General features: G+C 72.0%; 16 protein-coding genes. 5 read left to right on the top strand and 11 right to left on the bottom strand.

Annotated features, from left to right (window positions below; translation table 11 throughout):
* Window positions 1-266: 266 nt before the first annotated feature.
* The 4 genes from ACZCLJ_RS00455 to ACZCLJ_RS00470 all read right to left on the bottom strand — a co-directional run bounded on the left by ACZCLJ_RS00455 (window position 267) and on the right by ACZCLJ_RS00470 (window position 6,243).
* Window positions 267-1,154 (bottom strand): LLM class flavin-dependent oxidoreductase, encoded by an 888-nt coding sequence (locus ACZCLJ_RS00455; protein WP_463105091.1) that lies wholly within the window; start codon window positions 1,152-1,154, stop codon window positions 267-269.
* A gap of 37 nt (window positions 1,155-1,191) precedes the next feature.
* Window positions 1,192-2,499 (bottom strand): hemolysin family protein, encoded by a 1,308-nt coding sequence (locus ACZCLJ_RS00460; RefSeq protein ID WP_463105092.1) that lies wholly within the window; start codon window positions 2,497-2,499, stop codon window positions 1,192-1,194.
* Between the two features lie 38 nt (window positions 2,500-2,537).
* Entirely contained in the window at window positions 2,538-3,530 is a 993-nt protein-coding gene (locus ACZCLJ_RS00465; RefSeq protein WP_251151732.1) for a DUF808 domain-containing protein, read from the bottom strand.
* 106 nt (window positions 3,531-3,636) lie between these two features.
* Complete coding sequence (locus tag ACZCLJ_RS00470; protein WP_463105093.1) at window positions 3,637-6,243, bottom strand: leucine--tRNA ligase; 2,607 nt, start codon at window positions 6,241-6,243, stop codon at window positions 3,637-3,639.
* Window positions 6,244-6,632: 389 nt separating this feature from the next.
* Between ACZCLJ_RS00470 and lpdA the strand changes: the two genes are divergently transcribed.
* Complete coding sequence (gene lpdA, locus ACZCLJ_RS00475; RefSeq protein WP_251151730.1) at window positions 6,633-8,039, top strand: dihydrolipoyl dehydrogenase; 1,407 nt, start codon at window positions 6,633-6,635, stop codon at window positions 8,037-8,039.
* 115 nt (window positions 8,040-8,154) lie between these two features.
* On the opposite strand, the gene ACZCLJ_RS00480 is transcribed toward lpdA, so the two are convergent.
* The 3 genes from ACZCLJ_RS00480 to ACZCLJ_RS00490 are packed head-to-tail and all read right to left on the bottom strand — an operon-like array spanning window position 8,155 to window position 12,457.
* Window positions 8,155-9,087 carry an NAD(P)-dependent oxidoreductase gene (locus ACZCLJ_RS00480; RefSeq protein ID WP_463105094.1) on the bottom strand — a complete coding sequence of 311 codons (933 nt, stop codon included), beginning with the start codon at window positions 9,085-9,087 and terminating at the stop codon, window positions 8,155-8,157.
* Window positions 9,084-11,399 carry an alpha-xylosidase gene (gene yicI / locus ACZCLJ_RS00485; protein ID WP_463105095.1) on the bottom strand — a complete coding sequence of 772 codons (2,316 nt, stop codon included), beginning with the start codon at window positions 11,397-11,399 and terminating at the stop codon, window positions 9,084-9,086. The genes ACZCLJ_RS00480 and yicI overlap by 4 nt, the downstream gene beginning before the upstream one ends.
* 56 nt (window positions 11,400-11,455) lie before the next feature.
* Window positions 11,456-12,457: a LacI family DNA-binding transcriptional regulator gene (locus ACZCLJ_RS00490; RefSeq protein ID WP_463106331.1), complete on the bottom strand. Its 1,002-nt coding sequence runs from the start codon at window positions 12,455-12,457 to the stop codon at window positions 11,456-11,458.
* A 147-nt stretch (window positions 12,458-12,604) separates the two neighbouring features.
* On the opposite strand from ACZCLJ_RS00490, the gene ACZCLJ_RS00495 reads away from it, so the two are divergent.
* The 3 genes from ACZCLJ_RS00495 to ACZCLJ_RS00505 all read left to right on the top strand — a co-directional run bounded on the left by ACZCLJ_RS00495 (window position 12,605) and on the right by ACZCLJ_RS00505 (window position 15,643).
* Window positions 12,605-13,810 (top strand): sugar ABC transporter substrate-binding protein, encoded by a 1,206-nt coding sequence (locus tag ACZCLJ_RS00495; RefSeq protein WP_463105096.1) that lies wholly within the window; start codon window positions 12,605-12,607, stop codon window positions 13,808-13,810.
* Window positions 13,811-13,856: 46 nt separating this feature from the next.
* On the top strand, window positions 13,857-14,816 hold the full coding sequence (locus ACZCLJ_RS00500; protein ID WP_463105097.1) for a carbohydrate ABC transporter permease: 960 nt from the start codon (window positions 13,857-13,859) through the stop codon (window positions 14,814-14,816).
* Between the two features lie 74 nt (window positions 14,817-14,890).
* Window positions 14,891-15,643: a carbohydrate ABC transporter permease gene (locus ACZCLJ_RS00505; RefSeq protein WP_463106332.1), complete on the top strand. Its 753-nt coding sequence runs from the start codon at window positions 14,891-14,893 to the stop codon at window positions 15,641-15,643.
* A 168-nt stretch (window positions 15,644-15,811) separates the two neighbouring features.
* On the opposite strand, the gene ACZCLJ_RS00510 is transcribed toward ACZCLJ_RS00505, so the two are convergent.
* From ACZCLJ_RS00510 to ACZCLJ_RS00520, 3 genes are all read right to left on the bottom strand, one after another.
* On the bottom strand, window positions 15,812-16,852 hold the full coding sequence (locus ACZCLJ_RS00510; protein WP_463105098.1) for an NAD(P)-dependent alcohol dehydrogenase: 1,041 nt from the start codon (window positions 16,850-16,852) through the stop codon (window positions 15,812-15,814).
* Between the two features lie 100 nt (window positions 16,853-16,952).
* Window positions 16,953-17,603, bottom strand: coding sequence for an NUDIX domain-containing protein (locus tag ACZCLJ_RS00515; RefSeq protein ID WP_463105099.1), 651 nt, complete (start codon window positions 17,601-17,603; stop codon window positions 16,953-16,955).
* The gene (locus ACZCLJ_RS00520; protein WP_463105100.1) at window positions 17,600-17,977 is read right to left on the bottom strand and encodes a DUF4406 domain-containing protein; all 378 of its coding nucleotides are present in this window, start codon (window positions 17,975-17,977) and stop codon (window positions 17,600-17,602) included. The genes ACZCLJ_RS00515 and ACZCLJ_RS00520 overlap by 4 nt, the downstream gene beginning before the upstream one ends.
* 51 nt (window positions 17,978-18,028) lie before the next feature.
* Here ACZCLJ_RS00520 and ACZCLJ_RS00525 point away from each other — a divergent pair, with 51 nt between their 5' ends.
* Window positions 18,029-18,787 (top strand): DeoR/GlpR family DNA-binding transcription regulator, encoded by a 759-nt coding sequence (locus tag ACZCLJ_RS00525; RefSeq protein ID WP_251151726.1) that lies wholly within the window; start codon window positions 18,029-18,031, stop codon window positions 18,785-18,787.
* A gap of 119 nt (window positions 18,788-18,906) precedes the next feature.
* Here ACZCLJ_RS00525 and ACZCLJ_RS00530 read toward each other — a convergent pair whose 3' ends face one another.
* Window positions 18,907-20,268 carry a lytic polysaccharide monooxygenase gene (locus tag ACZCLJ_RS00530; protein WP_251151725.1) on the bottom strand — a complete coding sequence of 454 codons (1,362 nt, stop codon included), beginning with the start codon at window positions 20,266-20,268 and terminating at the stop codon, window positions 18,907-18,909.
* Between the last annotated feature and the right edge of the window lie 164 nt (window positions 20,269-20,432).

The following is a 20,432-nucleotide window of genomic DNA, read 5'->3' on the forward strand; positions in this document are numbered from 1 at the left end:
GACCGCGAGTCCAGGTCGGCCCCCCGATGCGCGCCCGGCGCGACGAGTGGATCCGCGCAGGCTCTCCGCGCAGATCCACTGCTCGGCGCTGGAGACTGAGGGCCAGGCCGTCGGCCTCGCCCTGCACGATCTCGTGGTCGACGGAAGCGTCGTCAAGCACCGTGCTGAGGGGGACAGCACGGGCCGCAGCCCGGTCGACCGCGAAGGCCCGGACTCGGAGGTCGCCGCTCGTGGACAACCGGCGGCGTTCCGCAAGGATGACCGGGTCAGGGGCGCGGCGGGCCCTGGTCGATCGCGTCGAGGAGGGACCGCGGGGTCGCGGTCTCCGGGTTCCAGCGCGACTCGACCCACCAGGTCGCGCCGGCGTCGGCGAGGCCGGCGAGCTGGTCCTGCGCCGCCGAGCGGTCGAGGGGGAGCTCGCCCTGGAGGACGACGTCGAACGGGCGATCGGCGAGGCCCAGCTCAGTCCGGCGCGCGGTGAGCCACGTGACCAGGGCGGCGACGGCGTCGGGCGTCGGGACGTCGAAGCCGCGATCGCCGCTGAGCTGGACGACGATGCCGTCGTGGCGCAGGGTGCGGTCGAGCGAGCGCAGCGGCGGGCGCTCGGCGTCCCACACTCCGACGGGCCAGACCGGGACGTGATGCCCGACGACCGGACGCTCGACCGGGCGCGGGAGGAAGTGCATCTCGCTCGTCTCGAGTCGCGTGCCGGAGAACGCGAACGGCTCGCCGGTCCAGGCGTGGTCGAGGAAGGCGAGGGCGTCGTCGAGCTGTGCGGCCCGGTCGCGCAGAGCTCGCGGCTCGCCGGGGACGGCCGAGAAGCCGCCGTCGTCGAGCACTCCTACGCCCACGGGCAGGACGAGGCGCCCGCCCGACAGGTGGTCGACGGTGACGGACTGCCGCACGACCTCCCACGGCTTGCGGCGGGGGAGCGCGAAGACCATCGCGCCCAGCGTGATCCGGTCCGTCCGGACGGCGGCCGCGGCGAGCACGGCCCACGGGTCGTAGGTGTCGACCTCCATGATGCTCATGCCGTCCCACGAGAAGAAGCCGTCCCAGCCGTGCTCCTCGGCCGCGACCGCCATGTCGACCACCTCGGTCACGGAGCCGAAGCTCCCGACGATCCCGACCTTGATCTCCGTCGATGCGCCCATGGGCTGGACGCTACGACCCACCACCGACACCCAGCACTCACGTGAGGTCGGAGACGTCGAGGCGGACGATCCGCCGGCGCGACACGTCCGTCACGGTGAGCCGGTGCCCCGCGACGTCGACGTGGTCGCCCACCACCGCCAGGCGGCCGAGCTCGGCCACCACGAACCCGGCGACGGTCTCGTACGGCCCGTCGGGCAGCGCGATACCGGTGCGACGCGCGAGCTCCTCGATGGTCTGGCCGCCGTCGACGCTCGTCGCTGCGCCGTCCTCGCGCGCCGGCGGGGTGTCATCCGGGTCGTACTCGTCGCGGATGTCGCCGACGAGCTCCTCGACGAGGTCCTCGAGGGTGACGATGCCGTCGGTGCCGCCGTACTCGTCCACGACGACGGCGATGTGCACGCCCTCGCTCCGCATGCGCGACATCGCAGGCAGCACCGTGTTGGTCGCGGGCAGCTCGAGGATCGGCCGCACGACGTCGCGCACGAGCAAGGGGCGCCCGGTCGCCGGGTCCGTCTCCGGGTGGTCGGGGCAGTCTCGCCCGAGCAGGTCGCGCACGTGGAGGAACCCGACGACGTCGTCGAAGTCCTCGCCCGTCACGGGGTACCGCGAGAACGGCCCGGCCGCGACGGTGCGGGCGGCGTCGGCGAGCGTCTCGTCGCCCGACAGGAACGCGACGTCGCCGCGGGGCGTCATCGCCTCGGCGAGCGACCGGTCCCCGGCGGCGAACACGTCGTCGAGGATGCGGCGCTCGTCCTCCGGCAGCGCCTCGTGCGCGAGGACGAGCTCGCGGAGCTCCTCCTCGCTCATCTCCTCGCCGCGCGCCGACGGGTTGCCACCGAGGAGCCGCACGACGGCGTCCGTCGACCGCGACAGGAGCCAGATCACGGGACGCATGAGCGTCGCGAACCGGTCGAGCGGGGGCGCGACGGCGAGCGCGACCGACGCCGAGCGCTGCAGCGCGATGCGCTTGGGCACGAGCTCGCCGAGCACGAGCGAGAGGTAGGCGACGAGCAGCGTGAGCAGGACGAGCGAGAGGGTCGACGCGAGCGACTCGGGCAGCCCGAGCCCTTCGAGGACCGGCGCGAGGTCCGGGGCGAGCGTCGACGCGCCGTAGGCGGCCGAGAAGAACCCCGCGACGGTCACGCCGATCTGGACGGCGGCGAGGAAGCGGTTGGGGTCGCGCGCGACCTCCGCGACGCGTGCCCCGCGGGCCGACTGCTTCTCGAGCTGCGCGACCTGGCTCTCGCGCAGCGACACGAGCGCGATCTCGGTGCCGGCGAACACGCCGCCGACGAGGACGAAGAGCAGCACGAGAGCGATGTTGGTCCAGGTGCCGGAGTCCATCGCTCCATCCAATCAGGAGGGGCGGCGTCGAGGCCGGGTCAGGCGTCCGACGGCTCGGTGGGCGCAGGGGAGGAGGGCGTCTGCCCGTGGTCCGCCGGCTCGCCGTGCTTGCGGCGGGGGATCAGGTGCACGACCAGGACGACGAGCCCCCCGACGAGAACGCCCACCACGGCGGAGCACGCCGTGTTGACGAGCCAGGCGAGGAAGCCACCGATGCCTGCCACGTCCTCGACGGCGTGCTCGAGGTGGTGCACCACGTCGTAGGGGCCGTGCCAGCCGAGGTCGTACGTGCCCTGGAGGAGGATGTGCCCGCCGACCCAGAGCATCGCGATGATCCCGACGAACGAGATGACGGCCATGACCTTGGGCATCGCCCCCACGAGGCCACGGCCGAACGACTGCACCCAGCCAGTCCTGCGGCCCACGAGGTGGAGCCCGATGTCGTCCATCTTCACGATGAGCGCGACGATGCCGTACACCACGGCGGTGATGAGGAGCGCCACGATGACGAGGATGATCAGGCGCGACCAGAAGCCCTCGGACGCGATCTCGTTGAGCGCGATCACCATGATCTCGGCGCTGAGGATGAAGTCCGTGCGGACGGCGCTGGACACGACGGTGTCCTCGTCGACGGCCTTCTTCTCCGCCGCGCTCTCGACCTCCGCGTGGTGCTTCCCGGAGACCAGCTCCCACACCTTCTCGGCGCCCTCGAACGCGAGGTACAGGCCACCGACCATGAGCAGGGGGGTGAGCAGGAACTCGAGGAACTCGCTCAGCAGAAGGATCGCCGGGAGGATGAACAACAGCTTGTTGCGCAGCGAGCCGGTGGCGATGCGCTTGATGACCGGCAGCTCGCGCTTCGCGGCGAGTCCCTCGACATAGCGCGGTGTCACGGCGGTGTCGTCGATGACGACGCCCGTCGCCTTCGCGCTCGCGCGTCCCGCGGCCGCGGCGACGTCGTCCACCGACGCCGCGGCGAGCTTGGCGAACGCCGCGATGTCGTCGAGGAGGGCAGCGAGTCCGACAGCCATGAGGTCTCCGTACGCGGGCCCGAGGTGCCGCGGGCGGGTCCGCTGGGTCGTGTCGGGACGCGGCCGCAGCATCGTATCCGTCGCACACGACCTCGCGCGTCGGCGGTCACCCGCGCGCGGGGCGGGTCACGACGTTCACGAGGTGCGGCGGGCGCACGACGACGCGCACGACGTCGCGCCCGTCGGTCGCCCGGGAGACGCCCGGCGTCGCGAGCGCGCGGTCCCGCAGCGTCGCCTCGTCGACGTCGGCCGCGACCGTCAGCCGTCCGCGCACCTTCCCGTCGACCTGCACGACGGCCTCCACGGTGTCGTCGACGAGCAGGGCGGGGTCGACGTCCGGCCACGCGGCCTCCGCGACCGACGGCGCGTGCCCGAGCCGTTCCCACGCCTCCTCGGCGGTGTACGGGGCGAACAGGCCGAGCAGCACGGCGACGACCTCGGCGCCCTCGCGGACGGCGGCGTGGTGCGCACCGGCGTCCTCGTCCGACGCCGGGCCGTCCGTCACCGCCCGGCGCGCCGCCGAGACGAGCTCCATGACCCGGGCCACGACCACGTTGAACCGCGACCGCTCGAGGAGGTCCTCGGCGTCGTGCACCGTCCGGTGCGTGACGCGCCGCAGGGCGTGCGCACGCGTACCGCGCAGCGCCACGGGCGGGTCGGCGCGGCCCGTGCCGCCCGGCGCGTCCGTGACCGCCCCGCCGGCGACCGTCGCGTTCCCGGAGGCGACCGCGTCGACGAGCCGCAGCACCCGCTCGCAGAACCGGCGCATCGCGGCCGGGTCGACGTCCGCCCAGTCCACGTCGTCCTCGGGCGGACCCGCGAAGACCATCGCGAGCCGCACCGCGTCGACGCCCCACCGGTCGACCTGTGCGCCGAGCTCGACGCCGTTGCCCAGCGACTTGCTCATCGCGCGGCCGCCGTTGAGCACCTGCCCCTGGTTGAGCAGCGTCGCGAACGGCTCGACGACGTCGACCCAGCCCAGGTCGTGCAGCACCTTCGTGACGAACCGGCTGTACAGCAGGTGCAGGATCGCGTGCTCGACGCCGCCCACGTACCGCGCGGCGGGCATCCACCGGCGGGCGTCCTCGGGTCGGAACGGCAGGTCGTCGGGAGCGCCCGAGCCGTCGGCCGCCGTGCCGAGCGAGCAGTACCGCAGGAAGTACCAGGACGAGTCGACGAACGTGTCGAGAGTGTCCGGGTCGCGCTCGGCGTCCGCCCCGCAGCGCGGGCACGGGACGCGGCGCCACGCGTCGGCGGCGGGGGAGGCGAGCGGCGAGCGGCCGCGGGGGAGCAGGTCGTCGCCGGCGAGGTCGGGCAGGCGCACGGGCAGTTCGTCGTCGGGCACAGGGACGACTCCGCACGCCCCGCAGTGCACGACGGGCACCGGCGCACCCCAGTAGCGCTGCCGGGACACCAGCCAGTCGCGCAGCCGGTACGACGTCGCGCGCTCGCCCGCGCCGACCGCCTCCAGTCGGGAGACGGCGTCGTCGACCGTCGGCCACGTCTCGCCCGAGCCCGTCGGCAGGCCGTGGGCGGCCGCGAACCGCGCGTCGCGCTCGTCGTGCGCGGGCACGCCCATGACGGCGCCCGTGCCATAGCCGGGGAGGACGTGGTCGGCCGCCCAGACCGGCAGGTCGGCGCCCGTGACGGGGTGGCGGACGTGCGCGCCGAGGAACACGCCGGAGGCGGCGCGGTCGGCGCGAGTCCGGGCGATCTCGCCCGCGGCGAGCGCGGCGGCGCGGTACGACGCCAGCTCGTCGGCGCGGTCCGGGCTGCACAGCGCGGTCGCGAGCGGGCTCTCGGGCGCCACCGCGAGGAACGTGACGCCGGGCAGCGTGTCGGGCCGCGTCGTGAACGCCTCGACCACGGCAGGGCGCTCACCCGTCGCGTCCTGCGCGGCCGCGCCCGACTCGGTCGCTGCCTCGCCCGCTCTCTCGGCGGGCGGCCGGGTCCGGGTGGGGCGAGCGCCGCCGTCGGGCACGACGGCGAACCGGATGCGCGCGCCCTCGCTGCGCCCGATCCAGTGGCGCTGCATCGCCAGCACACGCTCGGGCCAGGACCCCTCGAGCGCCGACATGTCGTCGAGCAGCCGGTCCGCGTGGGCCGTGACGCGGACGAACCACTGCGTGAGCTCGCGCTGCACGACGTCCGCGCCGCACCGCTCGCACCGGCCGCCGACGACCTGCTCGTTGGCGAGCACGGTCCGGTCGGTCGGGCACCAGTTGACGGGCGCCGTCGCGCGGTACGCGAGGTCGTTCTCCAGCAGGCGCAGGAACAGCCACTGCGTCCAGCGGGAGTACTCCGGCCGGTGCGTCTCGAGGCGTCGCGACCAGTCGAACGAGACGCCGTACCGGCGCGCGGTAGCGGCCTGCGTCGCGATGTTGGCCTCGGTGAACACGGCGGGGTTCTCGCCGCGGCGGATCGCCGCGTTCTCGGCGGGAAGGCCGAAGGAGTCCCAGCCGATGGGGTTGAGCACGTCGAACCCGCGCAGGCGCCAGTACCGCGCGACGACGTCCTCCAGCGCGAACACCTCCGCGTGACCCATGTGCAGGTCGCCGGAGGGGTAGGGGAACATCGTCAGCAGGTAGCGGCGGGGGCGGCTTCCGTCGTCGCGGGCGCGGAACGTGCCGCGCTCGTCCCAGTACCGCTGCCAGCGGTCCTCGATCGCGGCGGTAGGGCTCGGTCGTCCCCGCGCGAACACGGGATCGGCCACCGGATCCGGCGCGATCCGGTCGGTATCCCCGTGCTCGGCGGTCGACGACCGCGTGGTCGGGCGCGGGTCGGGGGGTGCAGCGGGGGGTGAGGGGTGTGCGGCGTCCACGGTGAGGCTCCTCGAGAAGGTGGGCTTCGTCGTCGGGCACTCGCCGTGCTCACCCGGGGACCGTCACCGGGACGCGCAGGCACCGCCGCGCTGAGCGTGCCCGCCCGGCGGGCTCAGCGCGGCCCGAGAAGGAGGAGCCGCAGGTGTCGCATCCCGGACATCGTCGCCCCGACGGAACGGCGGGGTCAACCCTGCGACGCGCCGTACAGGGCCGCGAGGTGTGGCGGACGTCGCCCGCGACGGCGGTCCGCGGCCCGCCGAGCGCCAGTAGGCTTGGCGCCATGGCATCCCACTACGACGTCGTCGTCCTCGGTGCAGGTCCCGGTGGTTACGTGGCCGCGATCCGTGCAGCCCAGCTGGGTCTGCAGGTCGCGGTCGTGGAGGAGAAGTACTGGGGAGGGGTGTGCCTCAACGTGGGCTGCATCCCCTCCAAGGCGCTCCTGCGCAACGCCGAGCTCGCGCACCTCTTCACGCACGACGCGAAGACCTTCGGCATGTCCGGTGACGTGACCTTCGACTTCGGCGCGGCGTTCGACCGCTCGCGCCAGGTGGCCGAGGGACGCGTCAAGGGCGTGCACTTCCTCATGAAGAAGAACAAGATCACCGAGTACGACGGCCGCGGCACGTTCCGCGACGCGCACACGCTCGACGTGAAGCTCGCCGACGGCTCGACCGACCAGGTGACGTTCGACAACGTGATCATCGCGACGGGCTCGAAGGTCCGCCTGCTGCCGGGCGTCGAGCTGTCCGAGAACGTCGTCACGTACGAGAAGCAGATCCTCACGCGCGACCTGCCGAAGTCGATCGCCATCGTCGGCGCCGGCGCCATCGGCATGGAGTTCGGCTACGTCCTCAAGAACTACGGCGTGGACGTCACGATCATCGAGTTCCTCGACCGCGCGCTGCCCAACGAGGACGCGGACGTCTCCAAGGAGATCGCCAAGCAGTACAAGAAGCTCGGCGTGAAGCTGCTGACGTCGACGGCGGTCCAGACGGTCACCGACAACGGGACCGACGGCGTCAAGGTCACGTTCAAGGGCGTCAAGGACGACAAGCCGGGCGAGCTCGTCGTCGACAAGGTGCTCATGGCCGTCGGGTTCGCCCCGAACGTCGAGGGCTTCGGCCTCGAGAACACCGGCGTGCAGCTCACCGAGCGCGGCGCCATCGCGATCGACGACGTCATGCGCACGAACGTCGAGAACATCTACGCGATCGGCGACGTCACCGCGAAGCTCATGCTCGCGCACGTCGCGGAGGCGCAGGGCGTCGTCGCGTCCGAGACCATCGCCGGCGCGGAGACCCTCACGCTCGGCGACTACCGCATGATGCCGCGCGCGACGTTCTGCCAGCCGCAGGTCGCGAGCTTCGGCCTCACCGAGCAGCAGGCGCGCGACGAGGGGTACAAGGTCAAGGTCGCGACGTTCCCCTTCATGGCGAACGGCAAGGCCCACGGCCTCGGTGACCCGGTCGGCTTCGTCAAGCTCATCTCCGACGAGACCTACGGCGAGCTGCTCGGCGGGCACCTCATCGGCCCGGACGTCTCCGAGATGCTGCCCGAGCTCACGCTCGCGCAGAAGTGGGACCTCACGGTCAACGAGCTGTCGCGCAACGTGCACACGCACCCGACGCTGTCCGAGGCCGTCCAGGAGTCGATCCACGGTCTCGCGGGGCACATGATCAACTTCTAGTCACCGGACGTTGCGGCCAGACGTCGATCGCCTGGCCAGAGGCCCGGACCCGCGAGCTGTCGCAGGTCCGGGCCTCTTCTCCGTGCCGGGCAGGCGCGTGTCCGCACCGACCCCGTCAGTATCCCGCGATCGGGTCGACGACGCCCTCGAGCGGTTCGCCGGCGACGAACCGACGAAGGTTCTCCTCGACCCGCGCCCGGAGCAGCGGCTCGATCATCTCCCGGGTGTCGGCGGTGTGCGGGGTCACCAGCGCTGTCGGCAGGTCCCACAGGGGGTGCCCGTCGATCAGGGGCTCCGGGTCCGTGACGTCGAGCGCCGCGCCTCCCAGGTGGCCCGAGACGAGCGCCGCGACGAGGGCGTCGGTGTCGACGAGCCCGCCACGCGCGATGTTGACGAGCACTGCGCCGGGCTTCATGGTGGCCAGCTCCGCGGCGCCCAGCAGCGCTCGGGTCTGCGTCGTGAGTGCTGCGGCGACCACGACGACGTCTGCCAGGGCCAGCTCGGCGTGCAGGTGATCCGTGGTGACCGTCCGTTCCGCTCCCGGTACCGGTTCGGCGCGACGGCGCACCACGGTGTTGCGCGTACCGAACGGCGCGAGCAGGTCGAGGAAGGTCCGGGCGATGCCCCCGGCGCCGAGCACCAGCACGTCCGCGCCGAACAGCGACGTCCCGGCGGGCCTGCCCCACGACCGCGCACGGGCACGCTCCGGCAGGTGCCGGAGCGTGGCCAGCGTCAGGGCGAGCGCGTGCTCGGCCACCGGGCGGGAGAAGGCGCCCTTGGCCGACGTCCACGTGATGCCGGGCGTCTCGAGCAGTCCACCCTCGGCGTAGGCGTCGACTCCGGCCGACGGGAGCTGGACCCAGCGTGTGCGCGGTGCGGAGGCCAGGGCTGCCCGCAGGTCGGAGTGGTCGCCGCCGAACCAGAGCAGGGCTTCTGTCTCCGGACCTGGCGGGACCGCTCGAGCACCGACGGCAGCCACGGCGTCCGCAAGCCATGCGGGACCCGGCCGGACGACGCTCACCGCAGCGCCCGGTGCCGAGGCGCTCACGCGGGCACCCGGACGGCGCCGTCCGCAGCCTGCGCACGGGCTCCGCCCACGACCTCGAGCGACCAGCCCGCAGCGAGCGGCGACCCGGCGACGACGTCGTCCCCGTCGCGCCGGACGGTGAACGCGACCGCCGCACCGTCGGTGCTGCGCACCTCGACGGTTCGTGACCAGCCGTCGGCGCCGGGGTTCACGAGCAGCGTGAGGCCGTCCAGGTGGTCGACGTCGGGGCGCTCCTCGTGGACGCTCAGCGGGACGACCCCTCCGGGCCGCACGTAGACGGGCAGGGAGTCGAAGTCGTGGCTCTCCCGCACCCAGCGGCCGCCAGCGGCGCGCTCACCGGTGAGCAGGCCGGCCCACTCGCCCTCGGGCAGGTAGAGGTCGACGTCCCCCTCGGCGTTGAACACCGGCGCCACGAGCAGGTCGGGACCGAGCATGTACTGGCGGTCCAGGTGCGGCACCGCCGGGTCGTGCGGGAACTCCAGCAGCATGGGCCGCATCATCGGCGTGCCCGACCGGTGTGCCTCGTGCCCGGTAGCGACCAGGTAGGGCGCGAGCCGGTTCTTGAACCGGGCGAACTTGCGGGTCACCGCGACGGCGCTCGTCGGGTCGGACTCGTCCTCGCCGAACATCCACGGAACGCGGTAGGACCCGCTGCCGTGCATGCGGCTGTGGCTGGAGAACAGGCCGAACGCCGTCCAGCGCTTGAACACGCCGGCGTCGGGCGTCATCTCGAAGCCGCCGATGTCGTGGCTCCAGTAGCCGAACCCGCTGTACGCGAGCGACAGGCCACCGCGCAGCGACTCGGCCATCGACACGTACGACGCGGTGGAGTCGCCGCCCCAGTGCACCGGGAACTGCTGGCCGCCGGCGGTGGCCGACCGCGCGAAGAGGACTGCCTCGCCGACGCCGCGCTCCTCGGCGAGCACCTCGTGGACCGCCTTGTTGTAAAGATGCGTGTAGTAGTTGTGCATGCGTTCCGGGTCGGAGCCGTCGAAGTACTCGACGTCCACCGGGATGCGCTCGCCGAAGTCCGTCTTGAACGCGTCGACACCCTGGCGCACGAGCACCCGGAGCTTGTCCTTGAACCAGGCGGTCGCGTCCGGGCTCGTGAAGTCCACGAGGGCCATCCCGCCCTGCCAGCGGTCCCACTGCCAGACCGACCCGTCACGGCGCTTGACGAGATGGCCGGCGGCCATGCCCTCGTCGAACAGCGGCGACTGCTGGGCGATGTACGGGTTGATCCACACGCACACGCGCAGCTCGCGGTCGTGGAGCCGAGCCATCATGCCCTCGGGGTCGGGGAACGTGCGCGCGTCCCACTCGAAGTCGCACCAGTTGAACTCGCGCATCCAGAAGCAGTCGAAGTGGAACAGGCTCAGCGGGATGTCCCGCTCCGCCATCCCGTCGATGAACGAGCTGACGGTCGCCTCGTCGTAGTCCGTGGTGAAGCTCGTCGACAGCCACAGTCCGTAGGTCCAGGCGGGGATCTCCGCGGGGCGGCCCGTGAGCGCGGTGTAGCGCTCGAGGATCGTCTTGGGGTCGGGGCCGTAGACGAGGAAGTAGTCGAGCGCCTCGCCGAGCACCGAGAACTGCACCCGTTCGACGGCCTCGGAGCCGACCTCGAAGGAGACGTGCCCGGGGTCGTTGACGAACACGCCGTAACCGCCGGTGGTCAGGTAGAACGGCACGTTCTTGTACGCCTGCTCGCTGGAGGTGCCGCCGTCGTAGTTCCAGATGTCGACCGTCTGGCCGTTCTTGACCACCGGGCCGAACCGCTCGCCCAGGCCGTAGACGAGCTCACCGACGCCGAGGTCGAGCTGGTCGAAAACGTAGCTGGTGCGACCGTCGCGGCGCAGCTCGATCGGGCCGTGGTCGACCGCGGCGTCGTGGGCGACGTCTGCCCACGCGGCCGACTTGCCGCTCGACCCGGTGAGGCGTCGGCCGTCGGCGTGGAACGACAGCTCCCAGGACGCGCCGACCGACAGCCGGACGCAGAGGTCGCCCGTCTCGAGGGTGCCGTCGCCGTCGACCACGGTCGCGCGGCCGATCCCGTCGGCGAGGTCGAGCTCGAACCGACGCGGCTCCGGCCGGCCTCGGTGGTGCACGTGCTGTACCCGCACCACGTTCTCCATCGGTGACGACACCGTCGTGGTGATGACCGGGTTGTTGAGCGTGTCACCCCGGTGCCGCACGGCCTTCGTCGGCGCGACGGAGCGCAGGCTCGAGCCGTCCGCCGTGACCCGGTCCACCTCGCGGGCGTAGTGGATCGCGACGCCAGGACGGGCGTGCCAGAAACCGTCGGTGAACTTCATGGGGCGGGGCCTTCCGGTGGTCGTGGAGCGGGTGGAGCGGGGGAGCGGGTGGATCCTCAGCGCCGGGCGGCGGTGGAGCCGACGAGCTCGAGGGTGCCGGGCAGGAGGTCGTGCGCGGGCGGAGCGGCGGGATCGGCCAACCGGTCGACGAGCCCCTGGACGCTGCGCACCCCGAGCTCCGCGCCCGGCGCCACGACCGCGCTGACGGCGGGGTCGGCAGTCACGAGGTCGGCCGCCGAGGTCGCGAGCGCGAGGACGGAGACGTCCTCCGGGACGGCGCGCCCTGCCGCGACGAGCCCGTTCACGAACCCCGACAGCCCCGCCTCGTTGAGGACGAGGACGGCCGTGACGTCCGGGTGCTCCGCGACCAGCGCGGTCGCGGCGTACCTGCCCGAGCGCGGGTCCTGGCCGCCGCGGACGACGAGGGGGTCGAGGTCGTGGCGGGCCGATTCGGTCAGGTAGGCCTCCTCGGTACGCACGACAGGCCCGTACCCCGACCAGGCGGGGCCGTCGGGGTCGCCGAGGAACAGGGCGACGCGGCGGTGCCCGAGGTCCGTGAGGTGGTCGAGCCCGGTGGCGACCATCCCGGCGAAGTCCATGTCGACGTACGACAGCCCGGTCGTGTCGTCCGTGCGGCCGATGAGGCCGAAGGGCACGTCCCGCTCCGTGAGCAGTGCGACGCGCGCGTCGTCGGCCGTGACCTCCATGAGCAGGACCCCGTCGACGAGGCCGCCGGACAGATAGTCGTCGAGCTGCGCCGCGTCGTCGACCGGCCAGAGCACGACGTTGAAGCCTCGCTCGGTGGCGGCGCTCGCGGCCGCGGTGACGATGCTCAGGGCGGTGCTGCCCAGACGGTGCTGCAGGGCCGGGAACACCAACGCCACGATGTGGCTGCGGCGGCTGGCAAGCGCCCGGGCGAGCACGTTCCGCCGGTAGCCCAGGTCGGCCATCGCCGCTTCGACCCGGGCCCGCGTCGTCGGGGCGACGCGCTTCGTCCCGTTGACGACGAACGACACGGTCGTCAGGGAGACGCCGGCGCTGTCGGCCACGTCCTGCATGGTCACCACAGGGCACTCCTCGGGCTCGGGAACGGTGCTGCGGATCGATGATCACACACCCCACGACGGTTGGTAAAGCGCTTTGACAAGGTCCCGAGGACGTGCCTAACCTCGCCGTCACGTGAACCGAGCGAAGGAGCTTCGACTGTGCGACGAACCCACACCGTCGTCGGTGCGGCGTCGGCCGCCGCCGTCGTCCTGTGCCTGTCCGCCTGCAGCGGCGGCGCCCGTGCGGACGAGGGCACGCTGGTCGTGACCGACACGTTGTCGGACACCAGTGCGCCGGTCTACCAGGAGGTCTACGACACCTGCGCCGCGGAGGTCGGCATGGCCGTGCAGGCCAACCATGTGGCCGGCTCCGGTCTCATCGCGACGGTCCTGCAGCAGGCGTCGTCCGACACCCTCCCCGACGTCCTCATGCTCGACAACCCCGACGTCCAGCAGATCGCGTCCTCCGGTGCACTGAGTCCCTTGACCGACTACGGCATCTCGGGCGAGGGCTTCCCGCAGGGCGTCGTCGACGCCGGTACCTACGACGACGCCCTCTACGGGGTTGCGCCGGTCGTCAACACGGTCGGGCTCTTCTATGACGTCGACGCTCTCGCCGACGCGGGGATCGAACCGCCCACCACCTGGGACGAGCTCCGCGCCGCCGCCGAGGCGCTGACCACCGACGACCGCTACGGCATCGCGTTCAGCGCTGCCAACACCTTCGAGGGAACGTGGCAGTTCCTGCCCTACCTGTGGTCCAACGGGGCGGACGAGGACGACCTCACGTCTCCCGAGGCCGTCGAGGCGCTGAGCTTCGTCGAGGGCCTCGTCCGCGACGGTCTCGCGTCGTCCGGCGTCGTCAACTGGTCGCAGAACGACGTCAACGACCAGTTCATCGCGGGGAACGCGGCGATGATGGTCAACGGGCCGTGGAACATGCCGGCGCTCGAGGCCGCGGAGGGTCTCGACTACGCCGCCGTACCGCTTCCCGTCCCGCACGGGGGCGACACGCTCCAGGCGCCGCTCGGCGGCGAGGCGTTCACCGTCCCGCGCACCGGAAACCCGGACAAGATGGCGAAGGCCGGCGAGTTCGTCGCCTGCGTGACCCGCGGTGAGCACCAGCTCGCCATGGCCACCGGGCGCGGCGCCGTGCCGTCGGACACGCAGGTCGCCGCCGAAGCCGCGGAAGCGAACCCGGTCGTCGCGACCTTCGTCGACACCGTGCAGACCGCACGGTCCCGGACCGCCCTGCTCGGACCCGACTGGCCTCGCGCCGCCACCCAGATCTACACCGCCCAGCAGCTCGCGCTGACCGGCAGCGAGCCCCCCGCGGCCGCCCTCGAGCGGGCGGCGGAGAACTGATGCGCTCGCCGACGTCGCGCACGTCGTCACCGAGGAAGGACGGACGATGACCACCACCCTCGCCGCCGGAACGGCGCCCGTCGACGCAGCCGGTCCCGCGACCGGACCGCGGCGCCGTCGCGCCCGGACGCGGGAACGGACCGCCCAGTGGATGTTCCTCGTCCCGGCGATCGCCTACGTGCTCGTGTTCTTCGGGTACCCGATCGTCAAGAACCTCGTCATGGGGTCCCAGGACTACACGGTGCGGACGTTCGTGTCGGGCGAGGCGCCGTGGGTCGGACTGGACAACTACGCCGAGGTCGTCTCCAGCGGCCTCTTCCGCACCACGGTGCTCAACACGGCGCTGTTCACCGTGGGCTCGATCCTCGGCCAGTTCGTCATCGGCCTGCTGTTCGCCCTGTTCTTCAAGCGCCGGTTCCCGCTGGGGAACGTGCTGCGCTCGCTGCTCCTGCTGCCGTGGCTGCTGCCGATGATCGCGGGCACCGCGGTGTGGAAGTGGATCTTGGACCAGGACGGCGGTGTCCTCAACGAGACGCTCCGGGCTGTCGGGGTCATCGAGGCACCGATCCACTGGCTGACGAGCCCTGACGTCGCGCTGGTCGCCGTGGTCCTGGTGAACGTGTGGGTCGGCATCCCCTTCAACATGACGCTGCTGTACTCCGGGCTGCAGAACATCCCCGACGAGCTCTACGAGGCGGGCGCGCTCGACGGCGCCACCGGTGTGAAGGCGTTCTGGCACATCACGTGGCCCAACCTGCGCCCCGTGGTCAGCGTCGTCCTCGTGCTCGGCGTGATCTACACGCTCAAGGTGCTCGACATCATCCTGGGCCTGACCGGTGGCGGCCCGGCCAACGCCACCCAGACCTTGGCCACCGACTCCTACCGGCGATCGTTCCAGGAGTTCTCCTTCGGCACCGGGGCGGCGGTCAGCAACATCCTCATCGTGGTGTCGCTGCTGTTCGCCGTCGTGTACCTGCGCGTCAACCGACGCGCCGTGGATGAGTGAGGTTCATCGTGAAGCAGACGACCGACGCCCGACAGCTGCGGTACACGATCGTCGGGATCGTGCTCCTCGCGCTCATGCTGTTCCCCGTCTACTGGATGGTCAACGTCTCTCTCCAGGGAGGTGGTACCGCGGCCAACAGCACGTTCTTCCCGACCGCCATCACGTTCGAGGGCTACCAGCGGGCGTTGGAGGACCAGACCGGCAACCTCGTCACCAGCATGATCGTGGCCCTCGGCGCCGTGGTGGTGTCGCTCGTGGTCGCCACGCCCGCCGCGTACGCGCTGTCCCGGTTCCGCCTGCGCGGCGTGGGGATCTTCCTCTTCGTGCTGCTCCTGGCGCAGATGATCCCGGGCATCGTCATCGCCAACTCGCTGTACACGCTGTTCAACGACGTGGGGCTCCTCAACACCTACGCGGGCCTGATCCTCGCCAACGCGACCCACGGCATCCCCTTCGCCATCCTCATCATGAGCGCGTTCATGCGCTCCATCCCGCCGGCGCTCACCGAGGCGGCGAGGGTCGACGGTGCCGGGCACCTGCGGGCGTTCTGGTCGATCGTCGTGCCCGTGAGCAAGAACTCGCTGATCACCGCCGGCCTGTTCAGCTTCCTGTTCGCCTGGAGCGACTTCATGTTCGGCCTCACCCTGACAACCGGGGCCGACATCAAGCCCATCACCCTCGGCATCTACGACTATCTCCAGGGCAACGTGCAGAGCTGGGGGCCGGTCATGGCGAGCGCCGTGATCTCCTCCGTCCCGGCGATCGTGCTGCTCGTCCTCGCGCAGCGGTACATCGCCGCCGGCGCGCTCGGCGGCGCGGTGAAGTGACGGGGCCGCAGATCCCACCGCTCGCCCAGGGGCGACCGTGGCCAGTCGCTGCCGCCGGCGCACCACTCCCGCGTTGTCGATCAGGAGGTGGATCGGCTGCCCCTCGTCAAGCAGGGTGTCCCCGAGGCCGGAAGCACCGACGCGCGCGATCCACCGTCCTGCGGTTCGCTACAGGGTCGCGGTGTCGATGACGAACCGGTAGCGCACGTCGCTGGAGAGCACGCGCTCGTAGGCGTCGTTGATCTGCTCGGCGGCGATCAGCTCGGTCTCCGGGGCGATGCCGTGCTCGGCGCAGAAGTCGAGCATCTCCTGGGTCTCGGCGATGGAGCCGATGCCGGACCCGGCGAACGACCGGCGGTTGCCGAACAGCGTGAACACGGTGACGGGCAGCGGCTCCGGGGGAGCGCCGACGTTGACCATCGTGCCGTCGAGGCGCAGCAGCCGCAGGTAGCGGTCGAGGTCGAGCGGCGCGCTGACGGTGTTGAGGATGAGGTCGAACCGGTTGGCGAGGGCCTCGAACGTGGCGTCGTCCTCGGTCGCGAAGTAGTCGGTCGCGCCGAAGGCCAGGCCGTCGTCCTTCTTCGCCAGCGTGCGCGAGAGCACGGTGACCTCCGCGCCCATCGCCGCGGCGATCTTCACGGCCACGTGGCCGAGGCCGCCCATGCCGACGACGGCGACCCGCTTGCCGGGGCCCGCGTTCCAGTGCGCGAGCGGCGAGTAGGTGGTGATGCCCGCGCACAGCAGCGGGGCGGCGGCCTCGTAGGGGATGGCGTCGGGGACGCGGAGGACGAAGTCCTCGTCGACGACGACGTGGGTCGAGTAGCCGCCCTGGGTGATGGTGCCGTCGACGTCGCGTCCGGCGTAGGTCTGGATGTTGCCCTCGAGGCAGTAGTTCTCCATGCCCGCGCGGCAGTTCTCGCACTCGCGGCACGAGTTGACCATGCAGCCGACGCCGACCCGGTCGCCCACGGCGTGCCGGGTCACGTCGGGGCCGACCTCGACGACCTCGCCGACGATCTCGTGGCCGACGACCTGCGGGTAGGCGATCCGGCCCCAGTCGCCGCGCACGGTGTGGATGTCGCTGTGGCAGATGCCGGCGTAGCGGATGGCGATGAGGACGTCCTTCGGGCCGACGTCGCGACGCTCGATGGTCGTGGGGACCAGGGGCTCGGTCGCGGACGGGGCGGCGTAGGCGTTGACGGTGCGCAAAGAGTTCTCCTTCGTCGGTGGTGCGGCGTCCACGGTATGCGCCACCGGGCGCGCCGGGGAGGCCCTCTCAGGGCACCCCACACCGGGAATGCCGCGGGAGTCAGCGGTGGAGCGCCCACCACTGGAGCAGCATGATCGTCTTGCCGTCGACGATGCGACCGTCCTGGACCATCGCCAGGGCCTCGTCGAGGAGGAGCTCGACGACCTCGATGTCCTCGCCCTCGGCGGCCACCCCGCCACCCGGCCCGGTGCGGTCGAGCGGTGTGTACGGCGCCGCGTAGAAGTAGACCTTCTCCGTGACGGACCCGGGGCTCATGTACGCGGTGAAGACGTGCGCGACCGGCCCGACCGTGACGCCCAGCTCCTCCGCGGCCTCTCGCCGGATCGCCGTCTCCGGGTCGTCGTCGTCCAGCAGGCCCGCGGCCGTCTCGAGGAGCATCCCGTCCGGGTGGTCGTTGACGTAGGCGGGGAAGCGGAACTGGCGCGTGAGCAGCACGGTGGACCGCGCGTCGTCGTGGAGCAGGATGGTCGCGCCGTCCCCACGGTCGTAGGTCTCGCGCTGCACGGTGTGCCAGGTCCCGTCCCGTCGCCGGTGGTCGAGCGTCGTGCGGCGCAGCACGTGCCACCCCTCGGAGGTGAGCTCGACGTCACGGACGACGACGTCGGGGTTGCGGCGCAGCGTCCGGCCGGCCTGGTCGAGGCCGGTCCGACCCCGGTGGTCGGGGACGTCCACTCCGGGCTGCCCGGTCATCGGGCGAGCTCCGCGAGTCGTGGCACGTCGGCGACGTCGTGGTAGACGGGAAGGCCGCGTTCCGTGGCGATCGCGACGTCCAGGTCGGCACCGGTCGACTCGCCGGGCAGCCGGAGCACGGCGTCGCAGTGCTCCAGGAGCCGTCGCGCGGTCGGGTAGAGGACGTCGGTCGCCAGGTCGTCGTCCACGGTGGCGCCGGCGGAGCGCAGGACCGGCAGCGCCACCCACTCGCCGATCACGGGGACGTGTCCCGCGGCGAAGAGGGGCCACGCGGCCTCCTCCAGGCGGCGCAGGTTGGCCTCCATCGCGGCCGGGTCGCCGCCAGTGCCGGAACGGTACGGGCCGGCGATGAGGATGAGCAGAGGTCGAGTCATGGAGGTAGAGTACGCATAAACGTGCAGAACTACGAAGAAACGAGAAACGTGATGCTTGCTTCGGAGCGACGCGAACACCTCCTCGAGACCCTTCGGCGCGACGGCAAGATCGTGGCGAAGGCCGCCGCCGCCGAGCTCGGGCTCTCCGAGGACAGCATCCGGCGCGACCTGCGCGACCTGGCCGCGGAGGGACTGTGCCAGCGGGTCTACGGAGGGGCGTTGCCGGTCTCGCCGGCGGTGGTCGACTACGCAAGCCGCCACCAGGTCGGGACGGTCGGCAAGCGGCTCGTCGCTGCGGCCGCGGTGCAGCTGATCAGCCCGGGCGCCACCGTCATCCTGGACGGCGGGACCACCGCGCTCGCTGTCGCGTCCGCGTTGCCGCCGACCCTGCGGTGCACCGTGATCACGCACAGCCCGACCGTCGCGGCGGCGCTCGTCGAGCACCCTGGCGTCGAGGTGTTCATCCTCGGCGGCAGGCTCTTCAAGCACTCCGCCGTGGCGAGCGGGGCTGCGACGGTCGAGGCGGCACAGAGGATCTCGGCGGACGTGTTCCTCCTGGGCGTCACCGGCATCCATCCGGAGACCGGCCTGACCACGGGGGACGGTGACGAGGCGGCCATGAAGCGGGTCCTGGCCGGGCGCGCCGCCGAGACCTACGTCCTGGGTTCGTCGGAGAAGATCGGCGCCGCGTCCCCGTACCGCGTGATCGGGTTCGGGGACGTCGCCGGCATCGTCACGGACGCGGACCCGGGCTCCGACGTCGTGCGCCGGCTCGGTGAGCAGGTCCGCATCGTCGAGGCCCACGCCTGACCGCCCGCCGCTGCGCGGCCCGACGCCCTCACGGCACGCGGACCACCCCGTTCCCGGAGCTCGGCACGACGGTGCGCCGGCGGAGACGTCCCGTCGGCGCACCGTCGTGCCGGAGCACGTCAGCCGCAGGCCGCCCCGTTGAGCGCGAACCCTGCCGGTTCGGGGTGCGTCCCGGCTGCGGCGGTCGCGCCGTTGAAGCCGAACGTGACGGACTCACCGGGAGCGATGCCGGTCTTCCACGCCGGGCGTGTCGCCGTGACCGTCGTCCCCATCTGGTCGAGCGTCGCGCTCCACCCGGGCTCGTCGACCTTCTGCCCGCCCGGGTAGGTGAACGACACCACCCAGTCGGAGACGGCCACGATGGACGTGTTCTTCACGGTGACCGAGGCCGTGAACCCGGTGCTGCTGCCGCCCCAGGAGGACGCGGTGTAGTCGACCTCGCAGGCACCGGTGGGTGTCGGCGTCTCGTCGTCGTCCAGCGTGGTGAACGTGACGGTCCGGGTGCTCGAGACCGCGCCCGTGTGGTCGTTCCGCGACCGGACCGCCACCGTGTGCTCGGTGCCGGGTTCCAGCCCGGTCAGGTCGACCATCGGTGAGCCGTCGGTGCTGGCGAGCACCGCGCCGGTCCCGGGGTCGAGCACGTCGTACCCGGTGACGCACCCGGTCTGCGCGGCACCCCACATCACGTGCGCGCTGTTCGTCGTGATGCTCATGGCCATCGGCGCGCCCGGGGAACCGGGTGCCTCGTCCGGGCAGACGGGGTCCGTCGGCTCGCCGCCGTCGTCCCCGATGCCCGTGACCTCGCCGTCGCCGCCGTCGAACGCGACGTCCGAACAGCTGTAGAAGTTCTCGTTGCTGTCCGACCGAACCCAGTGGGTGAAGATCATGTGGTCGCCGCTGCGGTCCGCAGGGAGGGTGACGTCCCAGTAGTAGTAGTTCAGGGCGCCGGGCCCGCCGGTGTCGGGCGGGTTGGTCACCGAGTCGATGAGCTCGAGGTCGCTCCACGCGAGCGGGCCCGACGCGTCCCAGCCCTCCTCGGTGACGTACACGTCGAAGCGCCCGGGGTGCTCGGCCCAGTTGTTGTGCTGGAACTGGTACGTCTCGCCGGCGGTCAGGTGCGTCGTCGGCCAGTCGTCGCGCACGGCGTTGAACCCGGAGAAGTCGTACGGGCCGCGGCCTCCGCCGTCGCAGATCTGGCCGTCGGGGATGTAGCCCGACGTCCGGCCCGCGCCGTTCGAGTCGAGGTTGCCGAACCAGTTGTAGAACGCCGAGCTCCCGCTGACGGCGTACGCGTTCGCGCATGCCGGGTTCGACGGGTCGACCTGGCCGTTCTGCGTCTGGCCGTCGACCCAGCACAGGTACTGGCGGCTGCCGGGGAACACCTCGGCGCCGTGCGCCTCGGCGGGCGCGGGTGGAGCGACCGCCACGAGGCCGGCCGCTCCGAGGACCGCCGCGGCGGCCCACGCTGCTATGCGTCGCATCTCAAGCTCCTTCGCTCACGGATGTCGGACACTGGGACGATCCTGGACGGCGAGCCGCCGTGCTACCGCCTAATCGGTTCAGCGGCGCGCGCCACGGCGCGCGCGTCGCCGGTCGTGCGGCGACCCCGCGTCCCTGCCCGACGGCGATCCGCACCCGACGGACC

This window comes from Cellulosimicrobium sp. So1_17 (assembly GCF_055181235.1).